Origin of the sequence: Paraburkholderia sp. RL17-368-BIF-A, from assembly GCF_046054045.1 — a bacterium.
GTDB lineage: Bacteria > Pseudomonadota > Gammaproteobacteria > Burkholderiales > Burkholderiaceae > Paraburkholderia > Paraburkholderia graminis.
This window is the reverse complement of the sequence record NZ_JARESN010000011.1, coordinates 122,068-146,268: the sequence shown is the minus strand read 5'-3', so window position 1 is coordinate 146,268 and position 24,201 is coordinate 122,068. Positions and strand designations below refer to the sequence as shown.

Here is a 24,201-nt window from a genome sequence, read left to right as displayed (position 1 = left end):
CGGTGAAGCGCGAAGCGCTAGCGCGCCGCGGTGGACCCGCGAACCACGAGATCGCCAGGCAGCACGAGCGAACGTGTGGACATGGAAGGATCGGCGAGACGCTGGGTAAGCAATTGCATGGCGATCTTGCCGATCTCATACACCGGCTGCGCGACGACGGTGATGCCCGGCGTGACGAGGTCGGTCCACGCGTCGTTGTCGAAACCGGCGAGCGCGATGTCGGTTCCAGGCGTTACGCCGCGCGCGCGCATCTCGCGATACGCGCCGAGCAGCAACAGCCCGTTGCTCGCGACAATCGCATCGGGCCGCGTATCCGCGTCGCGCGCGAGCCACGCGCCGACATGCTCGAGCGCGCTCGCCGGGTTCGGTTCGACGAATTCCGCCAGCACCGGCAAACCGTGTCGGCCAAGCGCGTGCGCAAAACCATCGTGACGCTCGCGGCCCGTGGTGCTCGCGTTGCCGAATAGCCCGGCGATGCGCCGGTAGCCGCGCCCCACCAGATGCTCGACGAGGCGCGCCGCCGCGTCGCGGTTATCGAGCACGACGGCATCCGCGCTGCCCGCCGGCCCGGCGCGGTCGATCATCACCACGGGAAAGTCATAGGCCTGCGCCTTGAAACGCTGCGCCGCGTCGTGCGTCGGCGAATAGATGCAACCCGTGACGCGCTCCTCTTCCATCAGCCGCAGATACATGGCCTCTTTCTCGGCGTTTTCGTCCGTGTTGCAGAGGATCACGCGCAAGCCCTGCTGATAGGCGGCGTCTTCGACGGCGCGGCTGACTTCGGTGAAAAACGGATTGCGCACGTCCGATACGATCAGGCCGATGGTCGCCGTATCGCCGGAACGCAGACGCCGCGCCGCCGCGTTCGGCCGATAACCCAATTGCTCGATCGCGCCCAGCACGCGCTGACGCACCGCATCGCGCACCGGCCCATTGTTCGACAGCACGCGCGAAACCGTCGTGACCGACACGCCGGCGGCTTGCGCAACATCCTTGATTCGTAGATTCATGAAAGTGGTATCGATTCCTCGAATCGCTCGGTATTTTCCCTGGATTGCCCGACGACCTCGGCATTTGCCCGCTGTCGCCGGACACAGGCTGCTCGGCTCTTTCGAGCCATTCTACCTGCGTTCATGCCATTTCAAGTGAACTATGCCGCTTGCGGGCAACGCTTGACGGACAAAGTGGTATCGATTCCAATAACACCCACTTCAACGATTCGATTTCAGGAGACGCGATGCCGTCGCTGCTTACCGCGGAGCTGGTTCGATTGAACGCACGGGCCAGTTCGAAACACGACGCGATCGTACAGGCGGGCGAACTGCTGGCCGCGGCCGGCTATATCGAGCCCGGCTACGTCGACAGTCTTCACGCTCGCGAAACAGTCTCGAATACGTATCTGGGCAGCGGCGTCGCCATTCCGCACGGCATGCAGGAAGACCGCCATCTGATCCGGCGCACCGGCGTCGCGGTGCTGCAATTGCCCGAGGGCGTCGAGTGGCACGACGGCGAGCGCGCCAACCTGGTCGTCGCGATTGCCGCTCAGTCGGACGAACACATCGCGCTGCTGCAACGCCTCACGCGTCTGATCGGCGACGCGGACAAGCTGCGCGCGCTCATCGACGCACGCGATCCGGGTCTGATCGTCGATGCGCTCAACGGCGCCTCAGTCGATCCGGTGACGAGCGTCGTCGACAGTACGCCCGCCGATTTCGCGCAGCGCGTGGAACTGGTGCTCGACTATCCGCACGGGCTGCACGCGCGGCCGGCAAGCGCATGGGTGGCCACGGCGAAGCGCTATCAGGCCGCCTTGCGCGTGCGCAACGGCAAGCTCGCCGCCGATCCGAAAAATCTCGTCAGCCTGTTGCAGCTCGGCGCGACCGCGAACGCGCAACTGGTGCTGTCGGCGCAAGGCGTGGACGCCGCCGACGCGCTCACGGCCCTCAAGCGCACCATCGAGGCGCTGTCCGCCGAAGAGCACGAGCGCGCCGCCGCGGCGCGCGCACGTCGGCAGAAAGCGCAGCCGGTGTCGTGGGAACCGGCCGATCCGGCGACGGTGTTCGAAGGCGTCAGCGCCGGGCCCGGCTTTTCCATCGGTCCGATCCGCGTGATGCGCACCGCGCAGCTCGACATTCAGGACCAACCGCAAGAAACCGTCGAAGCGACGCAGCGGCTCGACACAGCATTGCGCCATACCGCCGGCGAACTCGACGCGCTCACACGCGACACGACCGCACGCCTCGGCGCGGAAGAAGGCGCGATCTTCGCGGCGCACCGCGAACTGCTCAACGACACCGACTTGCTCGCCGAAGCCGCACGCCTGCTGCTCGACGGACACGGCGTTGCGTGGTCGTGGCATCAGGCCGCCGAACGTCAGGCCGCGCGCCTCGCCGCATTGCCCGATCCGCTGCTTGCGTCGCGCGCGACCGATCTGCGCGACGTCGCGCGGCGCGTGCTCAAGCACCTCGGCGAAAACGTCGCGGCAGACACGCGCTTCGACACGCCCGCCATCCTGATCGCCGAAGATCTCACGCCATCGGACACGGCGATGCTCGACCCCGCCGTCACGCTCGGCTTCTGCACGGTGTCGGGCGGCCCGACCTCGCACACCGCGATTCTCGCGCGCACGCTCGGCGTGCCGGCGGCGGTCGCGTGCGGCGCAGCGTTGATGAACATCCAGGACGGCAGCGCCGCCGTGCTCGACGGCACGAGCGGCCGTCTGTATGCCGGCGTGTCGGCGCGCGACCTCGAGCGAGCGCGTCAAACGCAAGCCGAACTCGCGGAGCAGGCTCGACGCGCCGCGGCAAATCGCGCGCTTCCCGCCGCGACGCTCGACGGCCACGTGCTCGAAATCGGCGCGAACATCACGCGTCCGGATCAGGTGCGCGACGCGATCGCGAACGGCGCGGACGGCGTCGGCCTGATGCGCACGGAGTTCCTGTTTCTCGAACGTCACGATGCGCCGAGCGAGGACGAACAGTACGACTGCTATCGGCGCATGGTCGAAGCAAGCGGCGGACGTCATCTGATCATTCGCACGCTCGACATCGGCGGCGACAAGCAGGTGCCGTATCTGAATCTGCCGCACGAATCGAATCCGTTTCTCGGCGTGCGCGGGCTGCGTCTGTGCCTGCGCCGTCCCGATCTGTTCGTGCCGCAGTTGCGCGCGCTCTATCGCGCGGCCAAAACAGGCCCGCTGTGGATCATGTTCCCGATGGTCTCCACGCTGGACGAAGCGCGCCAGGCGCTCGCGCTCGCGGAAACCGTGCGCGCCGAACTCGACGCGCCGAAGGTGCCGCTCGGCATCATGGTCGAGACGCCGTCGGCGGCCGCGTTTGCCGATCACTTCGCCGCGCTCGTCGACTTCTTTTCGATCGGCACGAACGATCTGACGCAATACGTGCTCGCCGTCGACCGCGAACATCCCGAACTCGCGCGCATGGCCGAGAGCCTGCATCCCGCCGTGCTGCGCATGATCAAGCAGACCGTCGACGGCGCGCGGCGTCATCGCAAGTGGGTCGGTGTATGCGGCGGCCTTGCGGGCGATCCGCTCGGCGCGTCGATTCTCGCGGGCTTGGGCGTCGATGAACTGTCGATGAGCTCGCGCGACATTCCCGCCGTGAAGTCGCGGCTGCGCGCGTCGCGTCTCGACGCATTGCAGGCGCTCGCGCGCCGCGCGCTGGATTGCGAGGACGTCGACGCGGTTCGCGCGCTCGAAGCCACCGAGATCAAGGCGGCCGCATGAACACGGTCGTCACCGTCACGCCGAACCCGGCGCTCGATCAGACCGTGCGCGTCGCGAATCTCGCGCTCGGCGAGGTCAATCTCGCGGCATCGCTCGAATTCAACGCGGGCGGCAAGGGCGTGAATGTCGCGGGCTGTCTCGCCGACTACGGCATCGCGACCATCGTCACGGGCCTGCTCGGTCGCGACGACGCAACCGCGTTCGACGCGATGTTCGCCGACAAGCAGATCGTCGACCGCTTCGTGCGAATCGCGGGGCGTCCGCGCATTAACGTGAAGCTGGTCGATACCGCACGCGATCAAACCACCGACATCAATCTCGCGACCTCGCTGCCGAACGCGGCCGACGTCGACGCACTGGAACGGCGCGTGATCGAACTCGCCGCGCCGGGCCGCTGGTTCGTGCTGGCGGGCAGCTTGCCGCCGGGCGTGGACGTGTCGTTCTATCGGCGGCTCACGCGCGCATTGCACGCGGCGGGCGCGCAGGTCGCGCTCGACACGAGCGGCGCGCCGCTCGCCGACGCGCTCGCGGCGAACGAGCCCGGCGCGCTGCCGGATCTCGTCAAGCCGAATCGCGCGGAACTGGAAGCCGCGCTCGACCGTTCGCTCGCCGACGACGACGCGTTGATCGAGGCCGCTTGCGAGCTGGCCGAACGCGGCGTCAAGTACGTGGTCGTTTCGCTCGGCGAGCGTGGTGCGCTCGGCGTGACGCGCCTGCAATCCGAAGCGCATTCTTCGCAAGCGCACTCCCAAGCAGCGGCAAGTGCCGGAGCCTATGAAGGCTGGCGCGCCGCGCCGCTGCGCGTGCCGGTGGCAAGCACCGTCGGTGCCGGCGACGCGCTCGTCGCAGGGCTCGTCGCGAGTCTCGCGGAAAAGCGTCCGTGGCACGAGGTCGGCCGGCGCGCCACCGCGTTCGCCGCGGGCAAGCTCGCGCGCGTCGGTCCGCATCTGCCGGATCGCGCGACGCTCGACGCGCTCGCCGCGCAAGTCGAATTGGGCACCTTCAGCGTCGCCGCGAATCCGCTGCGCGTGATCCAACATCAAGCCGTGTAAGCCAGGAAGAGCAATGGACAAGCTGATTGGACTGGTATCGTCCCCGCAACAGAGCGCGTCGCCGATGGTCGCGGCGCAGGCCTTGAACCGCGCGGCGCAAAGACGCGGCGCTTCGCTCGCCGTCGAAACGCGCAGTGCGCTCGGCGTTCAGCATCCGTTGAATGCGGCGCAGATCGACGCGGCGCAAGCGGTACTGATCGCCGCGGACGCCGATGAGCGCATCGACGAAACGCCGTTTGCGGGCAAGACGATTCACCGCGTGTCGCTCGACGACGCGATCCGCGAAGCCGATGCGGTGCTCGCACGCGTCGCGGCGAACGCGGGCGCGAATGTGGCTTCGAATACGGCGCAAGGCGCAGGCAATGCACACGCCGCGCAAGGCCCGCAAGCCTCGCCACGCGCGCTGAAAATCGTTGCGATCACATCGTGTCCGACGGGCATCGCGCACACCTTCATGGCCGCCGAAGGATTGGCGCAAGGCGCGAAGTCGCTCGGTCACGAGATTCACGTCGAAACGCAGGGCTCGGTCGGCGCGCAAAACACGCTGAGCGACGAACAGATCGCCGCAGCCGACCTCGTCGTCATCGCCGCCGATACGCAAGTCGACAAAAGCCGCTTTCGCGGCAAGCCCATCTACGAAACCGGCACGAAGGGCGCGATCGGCAAAGGCGCGGCGTTGATCGAACGTGCGATTGCCGAAGCGTCCGTCGATGGCAACGCGCCCGCTTCGCAAGCAAGCGCAAGCGCAAACGGTCAATCGGCGGCGGGCGGCGCGCTCGCCGATCAGGTCGCCGCAGCGAAGAAGCAGCGCTCGGCGAAAGCGTCGGGACCGTACCGGCATCTGATGACCGGCGTGTCGTTCATGTTGCCGTTCGTGGTGGCGGGCGGCCTGCTGATCGCGATTTCGTTCGCGCTCGGCGGCATCTACGCATTCGACGACGCGCACAAAGGCACGCTGGCGTGGGCGCTGTTCCAGATCGGCGCAAAGTCCGCGTTTGCGCTGATGGTGCCGGTGCTGTCGGGCTACATCGCGTATTCGATCGCGGACCGTCCGGGCATCACGCCCGGCATGGTCGGCGGCATGCTTGCCGCCAGCCTCGGCGCGGGTTTTCTCGGCGGCATCATTTCGGGCTTTCTCGCGGGCTACACGGCGTTGCTGATCAGCCGCAAGCTCAAGCTGCATCGCAACCTGGAGGGTCTCAAGCCGGTGCTCATCATCCCGCTAGTCTCGACGCTCGTCGTCGGTCTGCTGATGATCTACGTGGTCGGCACGCCCGTCGCGACCGCGCTGCACGGCCTCGAAAACTGGCTTCGCTCGATGCAAACCGGCAGCGCCGTCACGCTCGGCCTGCTGCTCGGCGCGATGATGGCCTTCGACATGGGCGGCCCGGTCAACAAGGCCGCGTATGCGTTCAGCACCGGTTTGATCGCAAGCCAGGTCTACACGCCGATGGCGGCGGCGATGGCCGCGGGCATGACGCCGCCGCTCGGCATCGCGCTCGCGACGTGGATTTTCCGCAACCGCTTCGTCGCCGACGAGCGCGAAGCGGGCAACGCGGCCGCGGTGCTCGGCATGGCGTTCATCACCGAAGGCGCAATTCCGTTCGCCGCGCGCGATCCGATGCGGATCATTCCGGCGTGCGTGATCGGCTCGGCGATCACGGGCGCGATTTCGATGGCGTCGGCGGTCGATCTGAAAGTGCCGCACGGCGGCATCTTCGTGCTGCCGATTCCGAACGCGGTCACGCATCTCGGCATGTATGTGCTGGCGATCGCGGTGGGCACCGTCGTCACGGCGCTCGCGGTCGGTGTGCTGAAGCGGCCGGTTCAGGTGGCGGCGTGAGCGGCGCGAACGCCGTGAACGTCGCGAGGGTCCATTCGCCTCGACGGCAAAGCGTGCGTGACACGGGACGGCACGATATGACGCAACGCCTCAGCGAAACTTATCGCGGCTTCGACCTGCTGATCGAAGCCCTTCCCGCCGACGACATGCAACGCATTCGCCTGCAACGCACGATTACGCGAAAGCTCGGCGAGCGCATGCTTACCGTCGATACGCGTTGCGACACGACTGCGTATTCGACTGACACCTCGCATGAATTGCTGACCAACGCCCTGCGCGATGCGCGCGAAGCGGTCGACCGTCTGCTCGGCGGCTGGCATCCGGCCTATGCGCACGCGCAGTCCCTGCATAAGCCGTCGGCGCATTAGCCCGTATGCGAGTAGCGCACGGCTCGTCGCGTTTGGCTAACCAAACGTGAACGCATACGCGCTCGCGCCGGCATCCAGAAACTCGATTTCAAACGTTCGATCCTGAACCGCGCCGCTTTGGCGCACGAGCTGGTAAAGCCGCTCTTTATCGACGACACCTACGCCATTCGCATCGGTGTCGGCGCCGTGCGAAGCGCCCGGCGGCTTGCCGTCGAGCGTCACTCTGAAACGCACCGGCTTGCCGTCCGCCATCGGTCCCAATACCAGATGCAGATCGCGCGCGTGAAAGCGATAGGCGATCTTCGCGCCGCTCGCGCCGGATTGCGCGCGCTCGCCGGCAACGTTCCATTCGCCGTCGAGACTCCAGCTTCCCGTACGCAGCCGCGCGGGGCTGCTGTACGCGCGGAGCATGTCGGGCGCCAATGTTTCCGGCGACGCAAAACCTTCTGCCTGGCGATAACCGACGTACGTCTCGCCCGAGCGCAAATCCTGCGGATCGGCGGCGGCCTCGATGCCCGACGCTTTCGCGGCGCCAGCGGATGCCGGCAGTTTCGAATGCCCGGCGTCCGCGAGCAATTGACGGATGACTGCTTCCGACTCGTCGTATCCGCCTTCGCCGAAATGGTGATAGCGAATCTCGCCGCGCGCATCGACGATATAAAAGGCCGGCCAATACTGATTGTCGAATGCCTGCCACACGGCGAGTTTGTTATCGATGGCAATCGGATAGTCGATATGCAGATCGGCCGCCGCGCGCTTCACATTGGCGATGTTGTGCTCGAACGCGAACTCGGGCGCGTGCACGCCGATCACGACGAGCCCCTGATCGCGATACCTGTTCGACCACGCCTTCAGATACGGCAACGTGCGCAGACAGTTGATGCACGAGTACGTCCAGAAATTGACGATCACCACTTTGCCGCGCAGATCGCTGGTTTTCAGCGGCGGCGAATTGAGCCAGTCGACGGCGCCGGACAGCGACGGCATCGCGCCTTCGGCCGGTAAGGAAAGTTGCGCGGCTGCGGGTGCCGGGTTTGTCGCGGCCGCGGGTTCTGCGGTCATGCTCACTTTCAGAAGCGCGCCAGCGTTTGGCTGCTCTGCATTCATGGCTTGCGAATCAGCAGCCTGTGAATCAGCAGCCTGTGAATCGACCTGCTGTGCATTCACCTTCTCCGCTTGAACGTTCCGCGAACCCGCACGCGGCGACCAGCGCTGCACCAGTTTCTCTTCGATACCGGTCGTATTCAGCGACGGCAACAGCGCCAGCACGCGCGTATCGAAGCCGAGTGCAATGGCCGCAGCGGACAGCACCACGGCCGCGCCGAGCACCTGACGCACGCGCTCGCTCACCGCATACGAGCGTCTGAGCGACGCGACGACGCGTCCGCCGATTGCGAGCACGATCGCAAGCGATGCCGCCGCGCCCGCTGCGAACGCGAGCAACGGCAACACGCCCGCGCCGCCTGGCCGATGCAGGATCACGCCCGTCATCACAAGGCCGAGGATCGGTCCCGCGCACGGCGCCCACAGCAAGCCGGTCGCAACGCCGAGTACCACCGACGACATCACGCGAGGCTCGCCGCCGTCGCGGCGCACCGCGCCATCCAGACGATTGCCGAGGTTCACGAGCGGATGCGTGAGCCGCTCGGCCATCGACGGAAACAGCAGCGACGCGCCGAACACGGCGAAGAACGCGAGCGCGATCCAGCGGCCGTATTCGTTGACGTGCGCGACCCACGCGCCGCCGGCCACCGCGAGGCTCGCGACGGCCGCGAACGTCAGCGCCATGCCGGCGAGAAGCGGCACGCCGTGACGCACGAACGACTGATCGACGCGCGCGAACACGAGCGGCACGACCGGAAGAATGCACGGACTCAGGATGGTAAGCATGCCGCCGGCGAAGGCGAGAAGTGTGAGCAGCATAACGGTGTCCTTTTTGTTCAATGAGCGTGATACGGCATTCATGCATTGAACTACCGGGACGTATCGCGCTTGTGTCGGCGAACGCGGCGTTGTGCAAGCTCGTGTATCGGCCTGCTGCGTAGATACAGTGCGATACAAAACGCGTCCGGCGAGGCATACGAGCGGCACACACACACACGCGCGCGCGCACGGGTTTGTATCCCAACGTATCGCACAGCGGCGCGGACACAGAACGTTGCACAGGCAGCCGCAAGCGACACACGCCAGATACGTCCACGGCGTCCAATGACTATCCAAAGACATCGCGCTTGCCGATCAACCCTCGCGCGCACCGCGCCTCTCATGCAAAGGACGATTCCATCATGCACGCCCGACTCAAAACCCTCGCCACTATCGGCTCCTTCATCGCGCTCGCGTTGCTCGCCAGTGTGCTTGCGACACGCGGCAGCGCGCTCACTGCCGCCGAACGGAATACGCCGGTTGCGCCGCAAATAACCGGCATCGACACATGGATCAACGGCTCGCCGCTGACGCTTTCGCAACTGCGCGGCAAGGTCGTGCTGGTCGATTTCTGGACCTACTCGTGCATCAACTGCGTGAACACGCTGCCGTACGTGAAGAACTGGTATAAGCAGTACGGCAACCAGGGGCTGCAAGTGATCGGCGTGCACACGCCGGAGTACCCGTTCGAACGCGATGCCGGGCATGTGCGCGCTGCCGTGAAGAAGTTCGACATTCAGTATCCGGTCGCGCTCGACAATCAGTACGCGACCTGGAACGCGTTCAATAACCAGTACTGGCCCGCGGTGTATCTGTTCGACAAGACAGGACATGTCGTGTATAGCCACTTCGGCGAGGGCGACTATGCGCAGACCGAAGCGAAGATTCGCGAGCTGTTGGCGCAACCGGGCTGATGCAGCGCCGCATTGAAGTGTTGACGCCGTCATGCTCGCCTGCGAGCATGCGGCAATCGAAATCAATCAGCCTGTCGAGCGGCCCATGCGAGCACCCAATCATCTCAATGCACTGCGTGCTTTCGAGGCCGTCGGCCGGCATCTGAGTTATGTCGCCGCTGCGGAAGAACTGCATGTGACGCCCGCGGCAATCGGCCAGATGATTCGCGGACTCGAGGAAACGCTAGAAATCGAGCTGTTTCATCGTTCGACGTCGGGTGCGTCACGCCTCGTGCTCACCGACGCGGCGCGCGCCGCCATGCCGGAATTGCAGGGCGGCTTTGAACTGCTCGCACAGGCGGTCGAAAGGCTGAAGGCCAGCAAGGCGCGCATAACGGTCACCGTAACGGTGCCGCCAGCGCTTGCCGACAAGTGGTTTTTGCATCGCGTGGAGCGGTTTCAGCGCAAGTATCCGCGCTACGATTTGCGCATCGACCTGTCGCTGAAACTCGTCGACTTTGTCGCGGATAGAGTGGACGCCGGCATCCGCTACGGCACCGGTCAGTGGCCGGATCTCGCCGCGACCTTCCTGATGCGCGACGAGTTCTTCCCTGTGTGCAGCCCCGAGCTGCTCGAAGACGAGCATCCGCTCAGAACACCGGCGGATCTCAACTACCATCCGTTGATTCACGACATATCGATGCGCGCGGCGCCCACGTTTCCCACCTGGCGATCATGGGTGCAAAAGACGGGCAACGCAGGGCGTGTCGATTGCGATCGCGGTCTGCAGATCAACGACTCCGCCGCCGCGATTCATACCGCTATCTCGGGCAACGGCGTCGCGCTCGGCAGAACGTGCCTCGTCGAGCGCGACATCGCAGAAGGCCGGCTGGTGCGGCCGTTCCCCGACGCGCAGACGTGCGAGCTCGCCTATTACGTGGTGCATAGAAAGGACAACGGCAACGAGCCGGCTGTGGTCGCGTTCAAGGAGTGGCTGCTTGCCGAGGCGAACGCGCGATAGCCGCGCGCCGCGTTAGTACTCTCTAATCTGTCTTCGCGCCGCCCGACGCCTTCAGCGCCAGTTGCTTGCGGTATTGCTCCACAGGCAAGCCGCCCCAGCCCCAGTTATCCATATCGACTTCTTCGATCACGACGAACGTCGCTTCAAGCGGCTTGTTCAGGACATCGAGCAGTACATGGCTGACACCGCTGATCAAGCGCGCTTTTTCTTCGGCCGTGACGGCGGTTGCGCCAGGCTTCGTTCCCTCGCGCGTGACCTGAATCGTGACGATAGGCATGTCGTTCTCCGTGGCAAAGGCGGGCGCCGCGAATCGGCGCCCGTTGTTCCGCTGTTGTTAAAAGCCGCGCTTAGTGGCCGGCGCTCTGGCCGCCGTCGACGTGCAGGATCTCGCCCGTCACGAACGGCGCCGAATCCAGATACAGCACCGCTTGCACGATGTCGTCCATTTCGCCCATATGACCCATCGGATGCAATGCGCCGAGCCCCGCATGCGTTTCCGGCGCGTGCATCGGCGATTTGATGATGCCAGGCGAGACCGCGTTCGCGCGAATCCCGGCTTTAGCGTACTCGATCGCGATGGACTTCGTCGCCGCATTCAACCCGCCCTTCGTCAACGACGCGAGCACCGAAGGCACGCCGCTAATCGCATGATCGGTGAGACTCGTCGTGATGGTGACGATGTGGCCGCTTTCGTGCTTTTCCATCTCGGCAATCGCGAGCTGCGTGATATTGAAGAAGCCGTCGAGGTTGACGCCCTTCACCAATGCGTAGTCTTCAGACGTATAGCTCGTGAACGGCTTCGCGACAAACACGCCCGCGTTGTTGACGAGCGTATCGACGCGCCCGAAACGCGTCACGGCCTCTGCAATCACGCGGCGCGCGGTGGCCGGATCGGCGATGTCGCCCGCCACCGTCGCGATGTTCGGATCGTCGAACGGTGTAATGCCGCGAGCCGTCGCAACCACGCGATAGCCGCGCTGACGAAACGCCTTCACCAGTTCCGCGCCGATGCCTTGCGATGCGCCAGTAACGATCGCCACTTTTTCCGACGTATTCATGTTGTGCTCCAGAGTTGTTGTCATGCAATTCAGAAATGAGAGCGGTTGCCTGGCCGGCTGCCGCTGTGTGCCGCGAGTCTTGCAGTGCGCCCTCGGTGACTGAACTATCGGCTTTGCGCAGGCATTAAACAAACGAGAAGATTTGCGTCGGCGGGAAAGAAAAACTACGGCGGTTCTGGATGCCGATGGCTAAACGGTCGTGCCGAACGCACCGGCCACCGTGACACGCCCGCCTGGCGGGCACGCGACATGCGGCGTGCAATCCAGCGCTGCGGCTTCGGCGGCCCGGTTATCGGCTACTCGAATGGAATGCGGCGCGCAATCACGCTCAATGGCGAGGCGTTTATGAACAAGGTCTCTTCACCCGCTGCGGCGCCAAAAAAACACGGAAAGCTGCGCGGCGCTTTCACCACCGTGGTCAACGCAGGCAAGCGCTTCATGTCGGACCGCTGCCCGATGATGGCCGCGAGCGTCGGCTTTTACTCGGCGTTCTCGCTTGCGCCGACGCTGCTGATGGTGCTCGCGGTCGCCGGCTGGTTCTTCGGCGAAGACGCCGCGCGCGGACGTCTGTTCGAGCAGGTGCGCGGCATTATGGGCAAGGACGCCGCGGAGGCGATGCAGACCATCGTCGAACACGCGCATCGCGCGAGCGGCAGCGGCATTGCCGCCGTGGTGTCGGTCGTGTTGTTGATCATCGGTGCGTCGGCGACTTTTACTTCGCTGAACACCGCGCTCGACGTGGTGCTCGAGGCGGAGAAAAACGTCAAGAGCAAGGGCAGCATTACGTGGCTCGTGCGCACGCGGCTGGTGTCGGTCGGCATGGTGCTCGGCCTCGGCTTTCTGCTCGTGGTGTCGCTCGTGCTAGACACGGCGATCACGTTCGCCGGACACGCAATATTCGGCGATTCGCCGTTGGTCGTCGTCACCGCGATCGTGCAAACGGTACTCGGCCTGATCGTGCTGGGCGCCGCGTTCACCGCCCTGCTTCGGTGGATGTCAGACGCGCCGGTGAGTCTCGCGCATGCGGCGGTCGGCGGTATGACGGCGGCGATACTGTTTTCGGTCGGACGGCATCTGTTCGGGCTTTATCTCACGCATGCGGGCACCGCGAGTTCTTTCGGCGCCGCAGGCTCGCTCGCCGTGCTGATGATGTGGCTGTATTTTTCGGCGGCGGTGTTTCTGTTCGGCGCGGAGACGACAGCCGAACTCGCGGGACGCAATGAAGTAAAAGACGAGGAGAAAGACCGGCCATTGTCCGTAGGCGCGGCGCGCTCGCGCGGTTAAAACGCGCATTGAAAATGAAAAAAGCGGCCTCGCGGCTGCTTTCGCATGACTAGTGCTGCACGCCCCAGCGCCGCACCGTCACCCGTTCCAACGTATCGAACACGAGATGTTCGATCAACAGCCCGATCACGATTACCGCTGCAAGTCCCGCGAAAACGCGGTCCGTGTAAAGCTCGTTGCGATTCTGGAAAATGTACCAGCCGAGTCCGCCGTTGCCGGAACTCGCGCCGAATACCAGCTCGGCCGCGATCAGCGTGCGCCACGCAAACGCCCAGCCCACCCGCAAGCCGGCGAGAATCGACGGCAACGCGGCCGGCATCAGAATCAGCAGTACGTGGCGCATTCCCGTCAGGCCGTAGTTGCGTCCGGTCATGCGCAGCGTCGCCGGGACCGACTGGAAACCGGAGTACGTGTTGAGCGCGAGCGGCCACAGTACCGAATGCACGAGCACGAATAACAGACTGCCCGTGCCGAGTCCGAACCAGAGCAACGCGATCGGCAACAGCGCGATGGAAGGCAGCGGGTTGAACATCGCGGTGAGCATCGACAGCAAATCGCGGCCCACACGCGTCGACACAGCCAGCGACGTCAGCACGAACGCAAGCGCCGCACCGAGCAGATAACCGCGCAGCAGTACCGACATCGACACCGCCGTTTTTTGCAGCAACTCGCCGGACAACACGCCCTGCACGAACGCGACGAAAGTCGCGCCGAAGGTGGGCAGCAGCAGATCGTTATTGACGACGCGCGCGGCGATCTCCCATACGGCGATCAACACCAGCGCGATCAGCACCTTGCGCACCCAGCTTTGCGCGAAGACGCGTTTGCCGAGCGGCAATGGCGCTTCGAGCACGATGTCGCCAGGCGGTTCGAGCGGGCGTTCGTATTCGTCGCGAATCGGCGGCAATAAGGTGGCGGGCGAACTCATTGCGCGGCCTCCGTCTCTTCGAACAACAGGCGATGAATACGCGCGACGCTACGCTGAAAATCGTTGCGCCCGAAGCTGTCGTGCGAATACTGATGACTGTTCAACTCGGCACGCACGCCGCCCGGATGCGGCGACAACAGCAGAATGCGGTTTCCCACTACCAGCGCTTCTTCGATTGAATGAGTCACGAACAGCAGCGTGAAATTGACCTCTTCCCACAAACGCAGCAGTTCTTCCTGCATCTTGCGGCGCGTCAATGCGTCGAGCGCGGCGAACGGTTCGTCCATCAGCAATACACGCGGCTGCATCGCGAGTGCGCGCGCAATCGCGACGCGCTGCTTCATGCCGCCCGACAAGGTGTGCGGATACGCATTCGCAAACGCAGCGAGGCCGACCTTGTCGAGATAATGCAACGCACGCTCATTTGCTTCAGCACGCGCAAGCTTCTTCGCGACGCGCAGCGGAAAGGCCACGTTTTGCAGCACCGTTTTCCACGGCGGCAACTGATCGAACTCCTGGAATACGACGATGCGATCGGCGCCCGGACCGCGCACGAGCTGACCCTCGAGCGAGATGGTGCCCGAGCTCGGCTCGATGAAACCGCCCACGGCCTTCAGCAACGTCGACTTGCCGCAGCCCGACGGCCCGAGCAGCACGAAGCGATCGCCGCCGTAGACGTCGAAGCTGACCTCGTGCGTCGCGCGGACAATGCGCTCGCGCGTGCGGTATTCGAGGCTGACGTTCTCCACTGCGAGCAGTTTTTCGCTGACGGCGGGACCGCTGCGTACGGCGCGGTCAGCGCGTTCGGGAAAGAGTAGCGTGGGATTAGCCACCATCGGATCGCTCCCAGGTTGCGGATTGCGCGAGCGGCTCACCACCGCCCCGCAGTCCGCTGAAGTTAGAAACACGAAGCGCCATGCTTAACTGCCTGCCGCGGTTGCCGGGTCGTCGAAGAAATAGTCTTTCCACGACTTCGGCTCGTTTTTGATCGCCCCCACGCGATACATGAACTGCGCGAGACCGAGCGTGTTTTGCGGCGCGATCTTGAACTCCACTTGCGGATTCTTGATGATCTTCAGGAGCAGCGCGCGATCGATTTTCGACTTGTTTACGCGCAGATAAATATCGGCGGCGGCGTCCGGATTCGCCGCAATAAAACGCGATGCGTCGGCGAGTGCATCGACGAACGCGCGGTACGTTTTCGGATTGCCGTCGCGGAATTTTTCCGTCGCATAGAGAACCGTTGCGGAACTCGGGCCACCGAGCACATCGTAGGAATTCAGCACGATATGCGCCTTCGGATTGCCCGCAAGTTCCTGATCCTGAAACGGCGGATTGCCGAAGTGACCGGTAATTTCCGTGCCGCCCGCGATGATCGCCGCCGCAGCATCAGGATGCGGCAGCGCCTGCGTGTACTTGTCGAGACGGTTGTATTCCTTGTCGCCCCAGCGCTTCGCGGCCGCGTATTGCAACACGCGCGACTGCACCGACACATTCACCGCCGGCACCGCAATGCGGTCTTTCGCGCCGAAATCGGCAATCGTCTTGACGTCAGGATTGTTGCTCACCAGGTAATACGGCAGATTGCCGAGCGAAGCGACGCCCTTCACATTCTGCTTGCCGTGCGTGCGATCCCAGATGGTCAGCAACGGGCCCACGCCGGCGCCGGCGACATCCACGGCGCCCGACAGCAAGGCGTCGTTGACGGCGGCCCCGCCCGAGAGCTGCACCCAATCCACCTTGATGTCGAGGCCCTGCTTGCGCCCTTGCTTTTCGATGAACTGCTGATCGCGCGCGACGTTCAGCAGCAGATAGACAATGCCGAACTGTTCGGCAATGCGGATCTGTCCTTCGGCATGCGCGGGTATAGCGGCGCTCATGCCGGCCGCGCCGATAGAAACGGCGAGCAACGTCGCGGCAAAGCGGCGCGTGAAATGGCTGACTGTACGACGACTCAAAAGCGGTGACCGTGCAGCGGTCGAATGAAACCTGGCGAACATCGAAACTCCGATCGGCGAGTGGCGTTTAAGTATTTGAGTTGTGTGAATGGCACGGCGCGCTGATTGCGCGCAAAAGATCAGAAAGGCACGTCGCCTTCGATCGTCGTGCGATACAGCTTGCGCCGCTGGTCATCCGGCGTGCCGGCCGCGAGGTGCATCAACGAACGGTTGTCCCAGAACACCATGTCGTGTTCCGCCCAGCGATGCCGGTACACATGTTCGGCACGCACGCTGTGCGCGAAGAGTTCTTCGAGCAATTGCCGGCTTTCGTCTTCGGGCAAGCCGATTACACGCGTCGTGAAATGCTCGCTCACGAACAGCGCCTTGCGCCCCGTCTCCGGATGCGTGCGCACAATCGGATGCACGACCGGCTTCACTTGCGCGATCTGCTCAGGCGACAGATTCGGCCGCCACGGGCTGCGCTTTTGCAACTCAGCGTACTTCGCGAGATACGTGTGTTCGGCCGTGCGTCCTTCGACCGCGCTGCGCAGATGCGCGGGCAAGGTGTCCCACGCGAGATGCATGTTGGCAAACAGCGTGTCGCCGCCTTCGGCCGGCAATTCCTGCGCATGCAGCAAGGAACCGAGGCTCGGCTTTTCCTTGTAGGACAGATCGGAATGCCAGTAATGACCGGCATCGCCCAGACCAATTGGCTTGCCGTTTTCGACGATATTCGACACCACCAGCACTTCCGGATAGTCCGGCAGCTGGAACTGATGCAGCACATGGATCTGCAACGGACCGAAGCGGCGGCTGAAAGCAATCTGCTCGTCCGGCGTAATGCGCTGATCGCGAAACACCAGCACGTGATAGTCGAGATGCGCGCGATGAATGCGCGCGAAATCCGCCTGGGCAAGCGGCTTGCTCAGATCGAGGCCGAGCACTTCGGCGCCGAGCGGGCCGTCGAAAGCGCGAATCTCGATGGGCTGACCGGCAATGGCGCCGCCGGCGGCGTGGGCATCATGGGCGTCGTGGGCGGCGGTGGAAGCAAAGGCTGTCGTCACGGGAAACTCTTCGTCGTATCGGGTCGCAGTCAGATGAATGTACCGGCGCGCGCACCCGACGACAACGAAGCAAATCCGATACGTTTATCTGCTGGAGTGATAAACCCGATGTTTTAACGCGCGACGACGCGCACGAGCAATATTACGGCTCCATGTCAGAGCTGGCCCGGACGCGGATCGGGCACGAAGCCGTCGCGATTCGGCATCGCGACGCGCGGCAGCGATGCCGCGTCGAGCCGCGTGTCCGCGGGCACAATGCCGTTCTGGTTCAGCAGAAACGCGCTGACCGCATAGACCTCGTCGGCGGAAAGGGATTCGGGCGCGTTGTACGGCATCGCGCGGCGAATATAGTCGAAGAGCGTCGTGGCGTACGGCCAGTAGCTGCCCACGGTGCGCTTCGGCTTCGCGCCCGACAACGTGCCCTGGCCGCCCACGAGCGGGTCGCCGAGACCGCCCTCGCCGCGCGCGCCGTGACACGCCGCGCATTTCGTGGCGAACACGCGCGCGCCGGTGGCCACGTCGCCGCTGCCGGCGGGCAGGCCGCGCCCGTCGGGTGCGATGTCGATGTTCCAGGCAGCGATGCTCGTTTCGTTAAGCGGCGTGCCGATGCCGTAGGTCGCGCTTGCATCGCGGGAATCGGGCTTGATGGACGAGCACGCGGCGAGCGTCGTCATGAAAACAAGCGCGGCGATGCGCGTCGAAGGGCGTTCACGCATTGCGCACCTCGCCGCTCGCATCCACGCGCCATTGCTGGATCGCGTTGTAGTGGTACTGCGAATTCAGGCCGCGCGCGGCGACGAGTTGCGCGCGCGTGGGCTGCACGTAGCCGGTGGAATCGGTAGCGCGCGAAAGTATCTCGGCCGGCGCGCCGTCCCAGCGCCAATCCGCTTCGAAACGAGTCAGCGCACGGTCGCGTGCCGCGCCATCAAGACGCGCGAGCCGCCATGACGCGCCGCCATCGGTGGAAACTTCGACCTTGCGGATCGTGCCGCGCCCCGACCACGCAATGCCGCTAATCGCGTAATAACCGTGCGTGGTGAGGCGATGCCCCGGCGATGGCCGCGTGATGACCGACTTCGCATCCATCTCGAACACGAACTGACGCGCGGTGCCGTTCGCGAGCAGGCTCGTATATTTCGACGTCTCCTCGCGCGTTTGCAGCGGCGCGTCAACCACTTTGAGCCTGCGCAGCCACTTCACATTGGTATTGCCCTCGAAGCCGGGCACGATGAGCCGCAACGGATAACCGTTCTCGGGCCGCAAGCGTTCGCCGTTCTGCGCATAGACCACGAGCGCGCGCTCGAGTATGCGATCGAGCGGCAGGCTGCGCGTCATCGCGGCGGCGTCGGCGCCTTCCGCGAGCAGCCAGGCGCCGCCGTTAGCGTTGCTTTGCACGGACACGCCGCCGACCTCTTCCAGCAACGTGGAAAGACGCACGCCTGTCCATTCGCAACACGACAACAGACCGTGCGTCAGTTGCACCGGCAAGCCGCTCGGACCATTCCATTCGCTGCCGGTATTGCCGGAACATTCGAGGAAGTGGATGCGCGACTCCGCCGGCAGACGCAGCAGGTCGTCCATCGTGAAGAGCTTCGGCGTGCGCACGAGGCCGTGAATCGCGAGCCGATGCTGATCGGCGTCGATGTCGGGCACGCCGCCGTGATGACGTTCGTAGACGAGGCCGTTCGGCGTGATCGTGCCGTGCAGGTCCGCAAGCGGCGTCATCGACGAAGCCGCGCCGGGCAGCGGCCATTGGCGGGCACTTCGGCGCACGACGCCGGCTTCGCGCGGCGACGGCACGCCATACGGATGCTCGAGCACCGGCGCGCCCGGCACACGGCTCGACGGCGCGACTTCGAGCGGCCTGAGCAATTCGCCCGCGGCTGCCGCCGCGCCTTGCGACGCGACCAGACCGCCCGCCGCAAGACGGCCGAGCAGACGGCGGCGGCTACGCGACGAAGGTGGATCGGGCGGCAGATTTAACGGCGTGTTGCTTTGGCTCATTGCGGCAGCGGCGCTTCATGGAGAAGTCGACGATGCTAGCAATGCGATGCGCCGCGGCAAAACGATCAATCGTGATATGCATTGCAGCGAATGCGGGCTTTCGCTTTATTCGCTACTGGCCACGCTCACTCGACCGTAGCCGGCGACGCCTTCACGAGATTGCGCAGCGTGAGCCTCGCCTCCAGCCCGCCGCCGGCGCGATTATGAAGTTCGAGCGTGGCATCCATCGCAAGCGCGAGTTGACGCGCGATCGCAAGGCCAAGCCCTGTGCCGCCCGTTTGCCGATTGCGCGATCCTTCGATCCTGTAGAACGGCTGGAACACATCTTCGAGCGAATCGGCGGGAATGCCCGGGCCGCGATCGAGCACGGAGATGGTGGCGTGCCTGTCCGGCGACATCGCGATCTCGATCTGCGCCGCGCCGCCGAACTTCAGCGCGTTATCCACGAGATTACCGACGATGCGCCGCAGCGCCTGCGGCCGCGTCATCAGCGGCATGTCGAAGCGGCCATGCAGTGACACGGCCTGGTCGGCATCCACGTAATCGCAAACGAGGCTGTCGAACAGCGCATCGGGATCGATGCGGCACGGCGTTTCCGTCGCGCCGTGCAGCGTGCGCGCATACGTGACGCCTTCTTTCACGAGCGCTTCCATCTCCTGCAAATCCTGGCGCAGCTTCGCACCTTCGGCTTCCGCGTCCATCATGTCGACGCGCAGACGCATGCGCGTGATCGGCGTTTGCAGATCGTGCGAAATGGCCGCGAGAATCTGCATGCGTTCGGTCACGTACATCGCAATGCGTTCCTGCATGGCGTTGAAAGCGCGAGCCGCGCGTGCGATTTCGGAAGGCCCGCTTTCGCTGAGACGCCCGGCCTTGAGATCGGGGCCGAGCGCATCGGCGGCGACCGCCAACTCGTTGAGCGGACGCGTGGCCGTCCGCACCGCGAACCAGCAGCAGCCGAGCAGCACCGCGAGTTCCAGCAGCAGCACGAGCGGCAACCAGCGCGACAGCGGCGCGCCGGACATCGGCCGCATGTCGATGGTGAGCGGCGAGCCGTCGCTGAGCTTCAGATGAACCTGCAGCCGTTCGCGCTCGCCCGGCACCGCATTCACCGTGAGCGGGTAGTTCGTGCCGATGCCATCCGCGATGGAGCGCGCGACGCGCGCCGACAGGTTCGCATCCACCGGGCCGCCGCTCACGCCGGGGCCCAGCATGAACTCGTAACTGCGCCGCGCGAGACGCGGCAGCCATTGAGCGCGTTCGTTAGCGGGCAGATGATCGAGCAGCGCGACCGAACTCACGACCTCGCGTTCGATGTAACCCATCATCACGTTCGTCATGGTCTGGTCGCGTTCGGTCATGGTGAGCCAGAACGACAGCGCCTGCGCCGACGCGAGTCCGACGAAGAGAATCAACGTCAACCTCGCGAACAGCGTGCGCGGCCAGTGCAGCGACCGAAGAAATGTCATTGCGGGTCCCCGATCACGTTCACGGCCGCGGAAAACACATAGCCTTCGCTGCGCAGCGTCTTGATGTAACGCGGTTCGCGCGCCTCGTCGCGCAAGCGCTGACGCAGACGGCTTACCATCAGATCGATCGAGCGGTCGAATTGATCGGCCTGACGGCCTTGCGTGAGATTGAGCAGTTGATCGCGTGTCAACACGCGCTGCGGATTGTCGAGGAATACGCGCAGCAAGCGGTATTCGGCGCCGCTTAGCGCGACCATCGTGCCTTCGGCGTCGAGCAGATGACGCGCCGTGGTGTCGAGCCGCCAGTCGCCGAAGCCGAGCATTTGCGCGCTTTCCGTTACCTGCATGCCGGGCGGCAGCATGCGCGCGCGGCGCAGCACCGCGCGAATGCGCGCGAGCAGTTCGCGCACGGCAAAGGGCTTGGGCAGATAGTCGTCGGCGCCCATTTCGAGGCCGAGAATGCGGTCCGCTTCTTCATTGCGCGCGGTGAGCATCAGCACGGGCACCGTGCGAAATTTGCCCGCGCGCAGTTCGCGGCATAGCACGAGGCCGTCTTCGCCGGGCATCATCAGATCGAGCACGATCAGGTCGGGTGCGCCCTGCTCGAGAGCCGCGCGCATTTGCCGCCCGTTGGCCGCGAGCGAAACCCGCATGCCGTTCTTCTCCAGATAGCCGGCGATCAGTTCGCGAATGCCGCGGTCGTCGTCGACGATCAGTACGTGGTCGATCGTGTCCATGAATGGATCATCTCTTTTGACGTTTCACCTGCACCCGGCTCGCGCACAGCATCGAACACTGGACCGGATGCGCCCATTCGGCCGCCACACCGCCCGCGATGAACGCGATGATTGCAAGCAGCCGCTTCATGCGTCCTCCACGACGGAAAGACTGGCGCCGTCGGAAAGACCGGCATCCAGCGTATACGGATCGATCCCTTCCAGGCAACCGATATTGACGCGCCACAGCTTCGCGTCCCGGCGCGTCTGATGAAACGGATAAATACCGCAGTGCCTGCAGAAGAAATGCTTCGCGACGCGCGTGTTGAACTGATACAGCGTGAGCGCGTCCTCGCCTTGCGTGATCGTCAACCGGCCGGCCTCGAACGGCGGGCTCATCAGCGCGCCCTTGCGGCGGCACAGGCTGCAATTGCAGCGCGCGGCGGGCGCAAGCGGTGTCCTGACCTCGAATTTGACGGAGCCGCAGTGGCAGCTTCCCTTTAGCGTTTCGGTGTTCATCAGCATCTCCGTGACTCTCGATGCCTGCTTTATAACGCGCGTCCGACCGCGGTTTATGTCGCAATGTATCCGAACCTGTATCTGACACAAAACATTGCACCGGTGCGCTCTAGCTGGGTTGGCTCGCGTTCGGCCGCGTTTCGCCCGCGTTTCGCCCGCGTTTCGCCCGCGTTTCGCCATTTCGCGGCGCGCGGCGTCGATCAATTTGTATCGCACTGTATATGCGGCGCCGCGAGATACACAGCATTGCAATACGCCGCTTCGCCGACACAAGCCAGATACCCGGCGCGACTCTAATCTCATCAACGACGGATTCGGGGCCACGCCAGATGTTGCGATGCGGACATCGCCGCTCTTCGGCAAGCCTCGCTGAAACCCGACGGATGCTTGGCTTCCTACCTATTCTGGAGAACGACATGAAAGTTTCGATGATCGCTTTGGCTCTGGCTGTTTCCGCTACGACGCTTCCGGCTTTTGCCGCCAATCCCGCCGCTGCCGTGAGCAACGTCGACGGGCAGCACACGCAGCAATGGACGCCGGCGCAGAACACTGCGGCGAAGAGCCGCCTGGAGGTTCGCCAGGAACTGGCGCGTGCGACGAAAAGCGGCGAGTTGGCATCGCTGAACAAGATTTACCAAGGGAGCTAAGGCGGGCTGCTGAACGGCCACGCTCTTGGTACTTTTCTCCTTATCTACCGACTTATTACCGACGAAATCGATCATGACCCAATCAGACAAAGTGCTGTACACCGGCAAGACCCACACCACCGGCGGACGCGATGGTGCGTCGCGCAGTTCGGACGGCCGGCTCGACGTCAAGCTCGGCTCGCCCGGCGCATCCGCGACCGGTACGAACCCCGAGCAGATGCTGGCCGCGGGATGGTCCGCGTGCTTCATCGGCGCAATGGGTATCGCGGCCAAGACGCTGGGAGTCGCGCTGCCCGCCGAAACCGCCGTCGACGCCGAGATCGACCTGGCGATGAACAATAGCGGCTATTTTCTGCGCGCGCGGCTCAATGTCAGCCTGCCTGGAATCGAGCGCGAGACTGCGCAGAAGCTCACGGATATGGCGCACCAGACGTGTCCGTATTCGAAGGCGACGCGCGGCAATATCGACGTGGTGATTACTGTGGTTTGATGGCGACCGCGTGTGGCTCGCTGCATGACGCCGGCGCTCTTTGCGGAGCGCCGGCGTGTTTGTCTTCGGGTCTGCACCGCAGCAAGCGCGCTACCGTGCAACGTCTCCATCGTCGTCGCCGGTCACACCGAATTCGACGGGCGTCTTCACGTAGAACAGATGCACGTCCTCGGCGCGCAGCCGCTCGAACAACCTGGCGGCTTCGTCGCTCGTTACCGCCATCACGACCGATAACGGCTGATCCGCCAGCTCGAAAAAATGCGCCGAATGCACGCGATGATGGTGGCCGATGCCCTCGCTCGCCGGTATCACGGTCGCGCCGCGCAGACCGAGTTCGCCGGCGAGAACGACGAGCCAGTCGGCCATCGGCTTGCCGCGATGCCGCCGATCCTGCTGCGTGAAAAAAGTGATCTGATAGCCGTTCATGGCGACGTCTCCTGGATGCGCTGCGGCACCGCGCCGTCCGATTGCGCCGCATCGGGCGCGGGCCACGCGTCGGCGCCGACGAGCGGCACGAAGCTCACTTCGCCGAGCGAGCAGCTTTCGTAGTCGTCCTCGCTGCGGCGCACGAGTTTGACGAGCTTCTGATAGTGCCGCTCGCGGCCGACCGGCATCACGATCCGGCCGCCGATCGCGAGCTGTTTGCGCCATATCCGCGGAATATGCGGGCCGCCCGCCGCGGCGATGATCGCGTCGTACGGCGCATGTTCCGCGAGTCCCGCCGTGCCGTCGCCGAGATAAACGGTCACGTTCGAAATGTTCAGCCGCGCGAGAATGTCGCGCGCCATCGCGACCAGGTCCGCGTGACGCTCGATTGAATGGACATGCGCGGAAAGCGCGGCCGCGACGGCAGCCGCATAGCCCGAGCCGGTGCCGACGTCGAGCACGATGTCGGCGGACGAAAGCTCCGCGGCCTCGATCATCGTTGCGACGATCGCCGGCTGCGAGATGGTCTGATCGTTGCCAATGGGCAGCGGCCTGTCTTCGTAAGCGAGATCGCGCAGACAGTCGGGCACGAACGCTTCGCGCGGCACGCGGCGCATCGCATCCAGCACACGTGAATCGCAAATGCCGCGGCGGACGAGCTGCCGCTCCACCATCCGCTCGCGGGCCTCGTTGAAATCGCTCATGGCCACCTCCGTCTTGCAGCCAGCGCCCGTTCGTCTGCGTGCCGCGTTGCAGCAGAAACCGCAGCGCACGCATCGACACGTTTGCCGGCGAATGCGGGACCTACATT

25 protein-coding genes are annotated in these 24,201 nt (G+C 64.5%); 9 read left to right on the top strand and 16 right to left on the bottom strand.

Going from position 1 to position 24,201, the window contains the following annotated elements:
* Window positions 1-17: 17 nt before the first annotated feature.
* Window positions 18-1,010, bottom strand: coding sequence for a LacI family DNA-binding transcriptional regulator (locus P0D87_RS20155; RefSeq protein ID WP_006049536.1), 993 nt, complete (start codon window positions 1,008-1,010; stop codon window positions 18-20).
* 227 nt (window positions 1,011-1,237) lie between these two features.
* On the opposite strand from P0D87_RS20155, the gene ptsP reads away from it, so the two are divergent.
* The 4 genes from ptsP (at window position 1,238) to P0D87_RS20135 (ending at window position 7,008) form a co-directional block, all read left to right on the top strand.
* Window positions 1,238-3,745 (top strand): phosphoenolpyruvate--protein phosphotransferase, encoded by a 2,508-nt coding sequence (gene ptsP / locus P0D87_RS20150; RefSeq protein ID WP_053860017.1) that lies wholly within the window; start codon window positions 1,238-1,240, stop codon window positions 3,743-3,745.
* Window positions 3,742-4,797: a 1-phosphofructokinase family hexose kinase gene (locus tag P0D87_RS20145; RefSeq protein ID WP_053860016.1), complete on the top strand. Its 1,056-nt coding sequence runs from the start codon at window positions 3,742-3,744 to the stop codon at window positions 4,795-4,797. The genes ptsP and P0D87_RS20145 overlap by 4 nt, the downstream gene beginning before the upstream one ends.
* A gap of 13 nt (window positions 4,798-4,810) precedes the next feature.
* Window positions 4,811-6,640 carry a PTS fructose-like transporter subunit IIB gene (locus P0D87_RS20140; protein ID WP_053860015.1) on the top strand — a complete coding sequence of 610 codons (1,830 nt, stop codon included), beginning with the start codon at window positions 4,811-4,813 and terminating at the stop codon, window positions 6,638-6,640.
* Between the two features lie 77 nt (window positions 6,641-6,717).
* Complete coding sequence (locus P0D87_RS20135; protein ID WP_053860014.1) at window positions 6,718-7,008, top strand: hypothetical protein; 291 nt, start codon at window positions 6,718-6,720, stop codon at window positions 7,006-7,008.
* Between the two features lie 36 nt (window positions 7,009-7,044).
* Here the strand turns inward: P0D87_RS20135 and P0D87_RS20130 are convergent, their stop codons facing one another.
* The gene (locus P0D87_RS20130) at window positions 7,045-8,931 is read right to left on the bottom strand and encodes a cytochrome c biogenesis protein DipZ (RefSeq protein ID WP_053860013.1); all 1,887 of its coding nucleotides are present in this window, start codon (window positions 8,929-8,931) and stop codon (window positions 7,045-7,047) included.
* A gap of 362 nt (window positions 8,932-9,293) precedes the next feature.
* Here P0D87_RS20130 and P0D87_RS20125 point away from each other — a divergent pair, with 362 nt between their 5' ends.
* Window positions 9,294-9,845 carry a thioredoxin family protein gene (locus tag P0D87_RS20125; RefSeq protein WP_006049542.1) on the top strand — a complete coding sequence of 184 codons (552 nt, stop codon included), beginning with the start codon at window positions 9,294-9,296 and terminating at the stop codon, window positions 9,843-9,845.
* A gap of 85 nt (window positions 9,846-9,930) precedes the next feature.
* Window positions 9,931-10,845 carry a LysR substrate-binding domain-containing protein gene (locus tag P0D87_RS20120; protein WP_053860811.1) on the top strand — a complete coding sequence of 305 codons (915 nt, stop codon included), beginning with the start codon at window positions 9,931-9,933 and terminating at the stop codon, window positions 10,843-10,845.
* Between the two features lie 22 nt (window positions 10,846-10,867).
* Here the strand turns inward: P0D87_RS20120 and P0D87_RS20115 are convergent, their stop codons facing one another.
* The gene (locus tag P0D87_RS20115) at window positions 10,868-11,122 is read right to left on the bottom strand and encodes a tautomerase family protein (protein WP_006049544.1); all 255 of its coding nucleotides are present in this window, start codon (window positions 11,120-11,122) and stop codon (window positions 10,868-10,870) included.
* A gap of 70 nt (window positions 11,123-11,192) precedes the next feature.
* On the bottom strand, window positions 11,193-11,903 hold the full coding sequence (locus P0D87_RS20110) for an SDR family NAD(P)-dependent oxidoreductase (RefSeq protein WP_006049545.1): 711 nt from the start codon (window positions 11,901-11,903) through the stop codon (window positions 11,193-11,195).
* Window positions 11,904-12,248: 345 nt separating this feature from the next.
* Here P0D87_RS20110 and P0D87_RS20105 point away from each other — a divergent pair, with 345 nt between their 5' ends.
* The gene (locus tag P0D87_RS20105; protein ID WP_053860810.1) at window positions 12,249-13,187 is read left to right on the top strand and encodes a YihY/virulence factor BrkB family protein; all 939 of its coding nucleotides are present in this window, start codon (window positions 12,249-12,251) and stop codon (window positions 13,185-13,187) included.
* Between the two features lie 49 nt (window positions 13,188-13,236).
* Here P0D87_RS20105 and P0D87_RS20100 read toward each other — a convergent pair whose 3' ends face one another.
* The 10 genes from P0D87_RS20100 to P0D87_RS20055 form a co-directional block, all read right to left on the bottom strand.
* Complete coding sequence (locus tag P0D87_RS20100) at window positions 13,237-14,115, bottom strand: ABC transporter permease (RefSeq protein WP_053860012.1); 879 nt, start codon at window positions 14,113-14,115, stop codon at window positions 13,237-13,239.
* A complete protein-coding gene (locus P0D87_RS20095) occupies window positions 14,112-14,951 on the bottom strand; it encodes an ABC transporter ATP-binding protein (RefSeq protein WP_408637008.1) in 840 nt (279 codons plus the stop codon). The genes P0D87_RS20100 and P0D87_RS20095 overlap by 4 nt, the downstream gene beginning before the upstream one ends.
* An 84-nt stretch (window positions 14,952-15,035) precedes the next feature.
* Window positions 15,036-16,115, bottom strand: a complete 1,080-nt coding sequence (locus tag P0D87_RS20090; RefSeq protein ID WP_006049549.1) for an ABC transporter substrate-binding protein — start codon at window positions 16,113-16,115, stop codon at window positions 15,036-15,038.
* Window positions 16,116-16,192: 77 nt separating this feature from the next.
* Window positions 16,193-17,053, bottom strand: a complete 861-nt coding sequence (locus P0D87_RS20085; protein WP_321175887.1) for a TauD/TfdA dioxygenase family protein — start codon at window positions 17,051-17,053, stop codon at window positions 16,193-16,195.
* Between the two features lie 221 nt (window positions 17,054-17,274).
* Window positions 17,275-17,835, bottom strand: coding sequence for a c-type cytochrome (locus tag P0D87_RS20080; RefSeq protein WP_053860009.1), 561 nt, complete (start codon window positions 17,833-17,835; stop codon window positions 17,275-17,277).
* Window positions 17,828-19,123 (bottom strand): sulfite dehydrogenase, encoded by a 1,296-nt coding sequence (soxC, locus tag P0D87_RS20075; protein ID WP_053860008.1) that lies wholly within the window; start codon window positions 19,121-19,123, stop codon window positions 17,828-17,830. Before soxC ends, P0D87_RS20080 begins: the two co-directional genes overlap by 8 nt.
* Before the next feature lie 125 nt (window positions 19,124-19,248).
* Window positions 19,249-20,592 carry an ATP-binding protein gene (locus P0D87_RS20070; protein WP_029966747.1) on the bottom strand — a complete coding sequence of 448 codons (1,344 nt, stop codon included), beginning with the start codon at window positions 20,590-20,592 and terminating at the stop codon, window positions 19,249-19,251.
* Window positions 20,589-21,329: a response regulator gene (locus P0D87_RS20065; protein WP_006049554.1), complete on the bottom strand. Its 741-nt coding sequence runs from the start codon at window positions 21,327-21,329 to the stop codon at window positions 20,589-20,591. Before P0D87_RS20065 ends, P0D87_RS20070 begins: the two co-directional genes overlap by 4 nt.
* A 7-nt stretch (window positions 21,330-21,336) precedes the next feature.
* Entirely contained in the window at window positions 21,337-21,459 is a 123-nt protein-coding gene (locus tag P0D87_RS20060; protein ID WP_006049555.1) for a hypothetical protein, read from the bottom strand.
* A complete protein-coding gene (locus P0D87_RS20055; protein ID WP_006049556.1) occupies window positions 21,456-21,827 on the bottom strand; it encodes a GFA family protein in 372 nt (123 codons plus the stop codon). Before P0D87_RS20055 ends, P0D87_RS20060 begins: the two co-directional genes overlap by 4 nt.
* A gap of 416 nt (window positions 21,828-22,243) precedes the next feature.
* On the opposite strand from P0D87_RS20055, the gene P0D87_RS20050 reads away from it, so the two are divergent.
* On the top strand, window positions 22,244-22,474 hold the full coding sequence (locus P0D87_RS20050) for a DUF4148 domain-containing protein (RefSeq protein ID WP_029966749.1): 231 nt from the start codon (window positions 22,244-22,246) through the stop codon (window positions 22,472-22,474).
* Between the two features lie 73 nt (window positions 22,475-22,547).
* Entirely contained in the window at window positions 22,548-22,964 is a 417-nt protein-coding gene (locus P0D87_RS20045; RefSeq protein ID WP_053860006.1) for an organic hydroperoxide resistance protein, read from the top strand.
* 90 nt (window positions 22,965-23,054) lie between these two features.
* On the opposite strand, the gene P0D87_RS20040 is transcribed toward P0D87_RS20045, so the two are convergent.
* Together P0D87_RS20040 and P0D87_RS20035 are read right to left on the bottom strand one after the other, a co-directional pair.
* Window positions 23,055-23,390 (bottom strand): DUF190 domain-containing protein, encoded by a 336-nt coding sequence (locus tag P0D87_RS20040; RefSeq protein ID WP_006049559.1) that lies wholly within the window; start codon window positions 23,388-23,390, stop codon window positions 23,055-23,057.
* Window positions 23,387-24,094: a protein-L-isoaspartate(D-aspartate) O-methyltransferase gene (locus P0D87_RS20035; protein WP_053860005.1), complete on the bottom strand. Its 708-nt coding sequence runs from the start codon at window positions 24,092-24,094 to the stop codon at window positions 23,387-23,389. Before P0D87_RS20035 ends, P0D87_RS20040 begins: the two co-directional genes overlap by 4 nt.
* Window positions 24,095-24,201 lie beyond the last annotated feature (107 nt).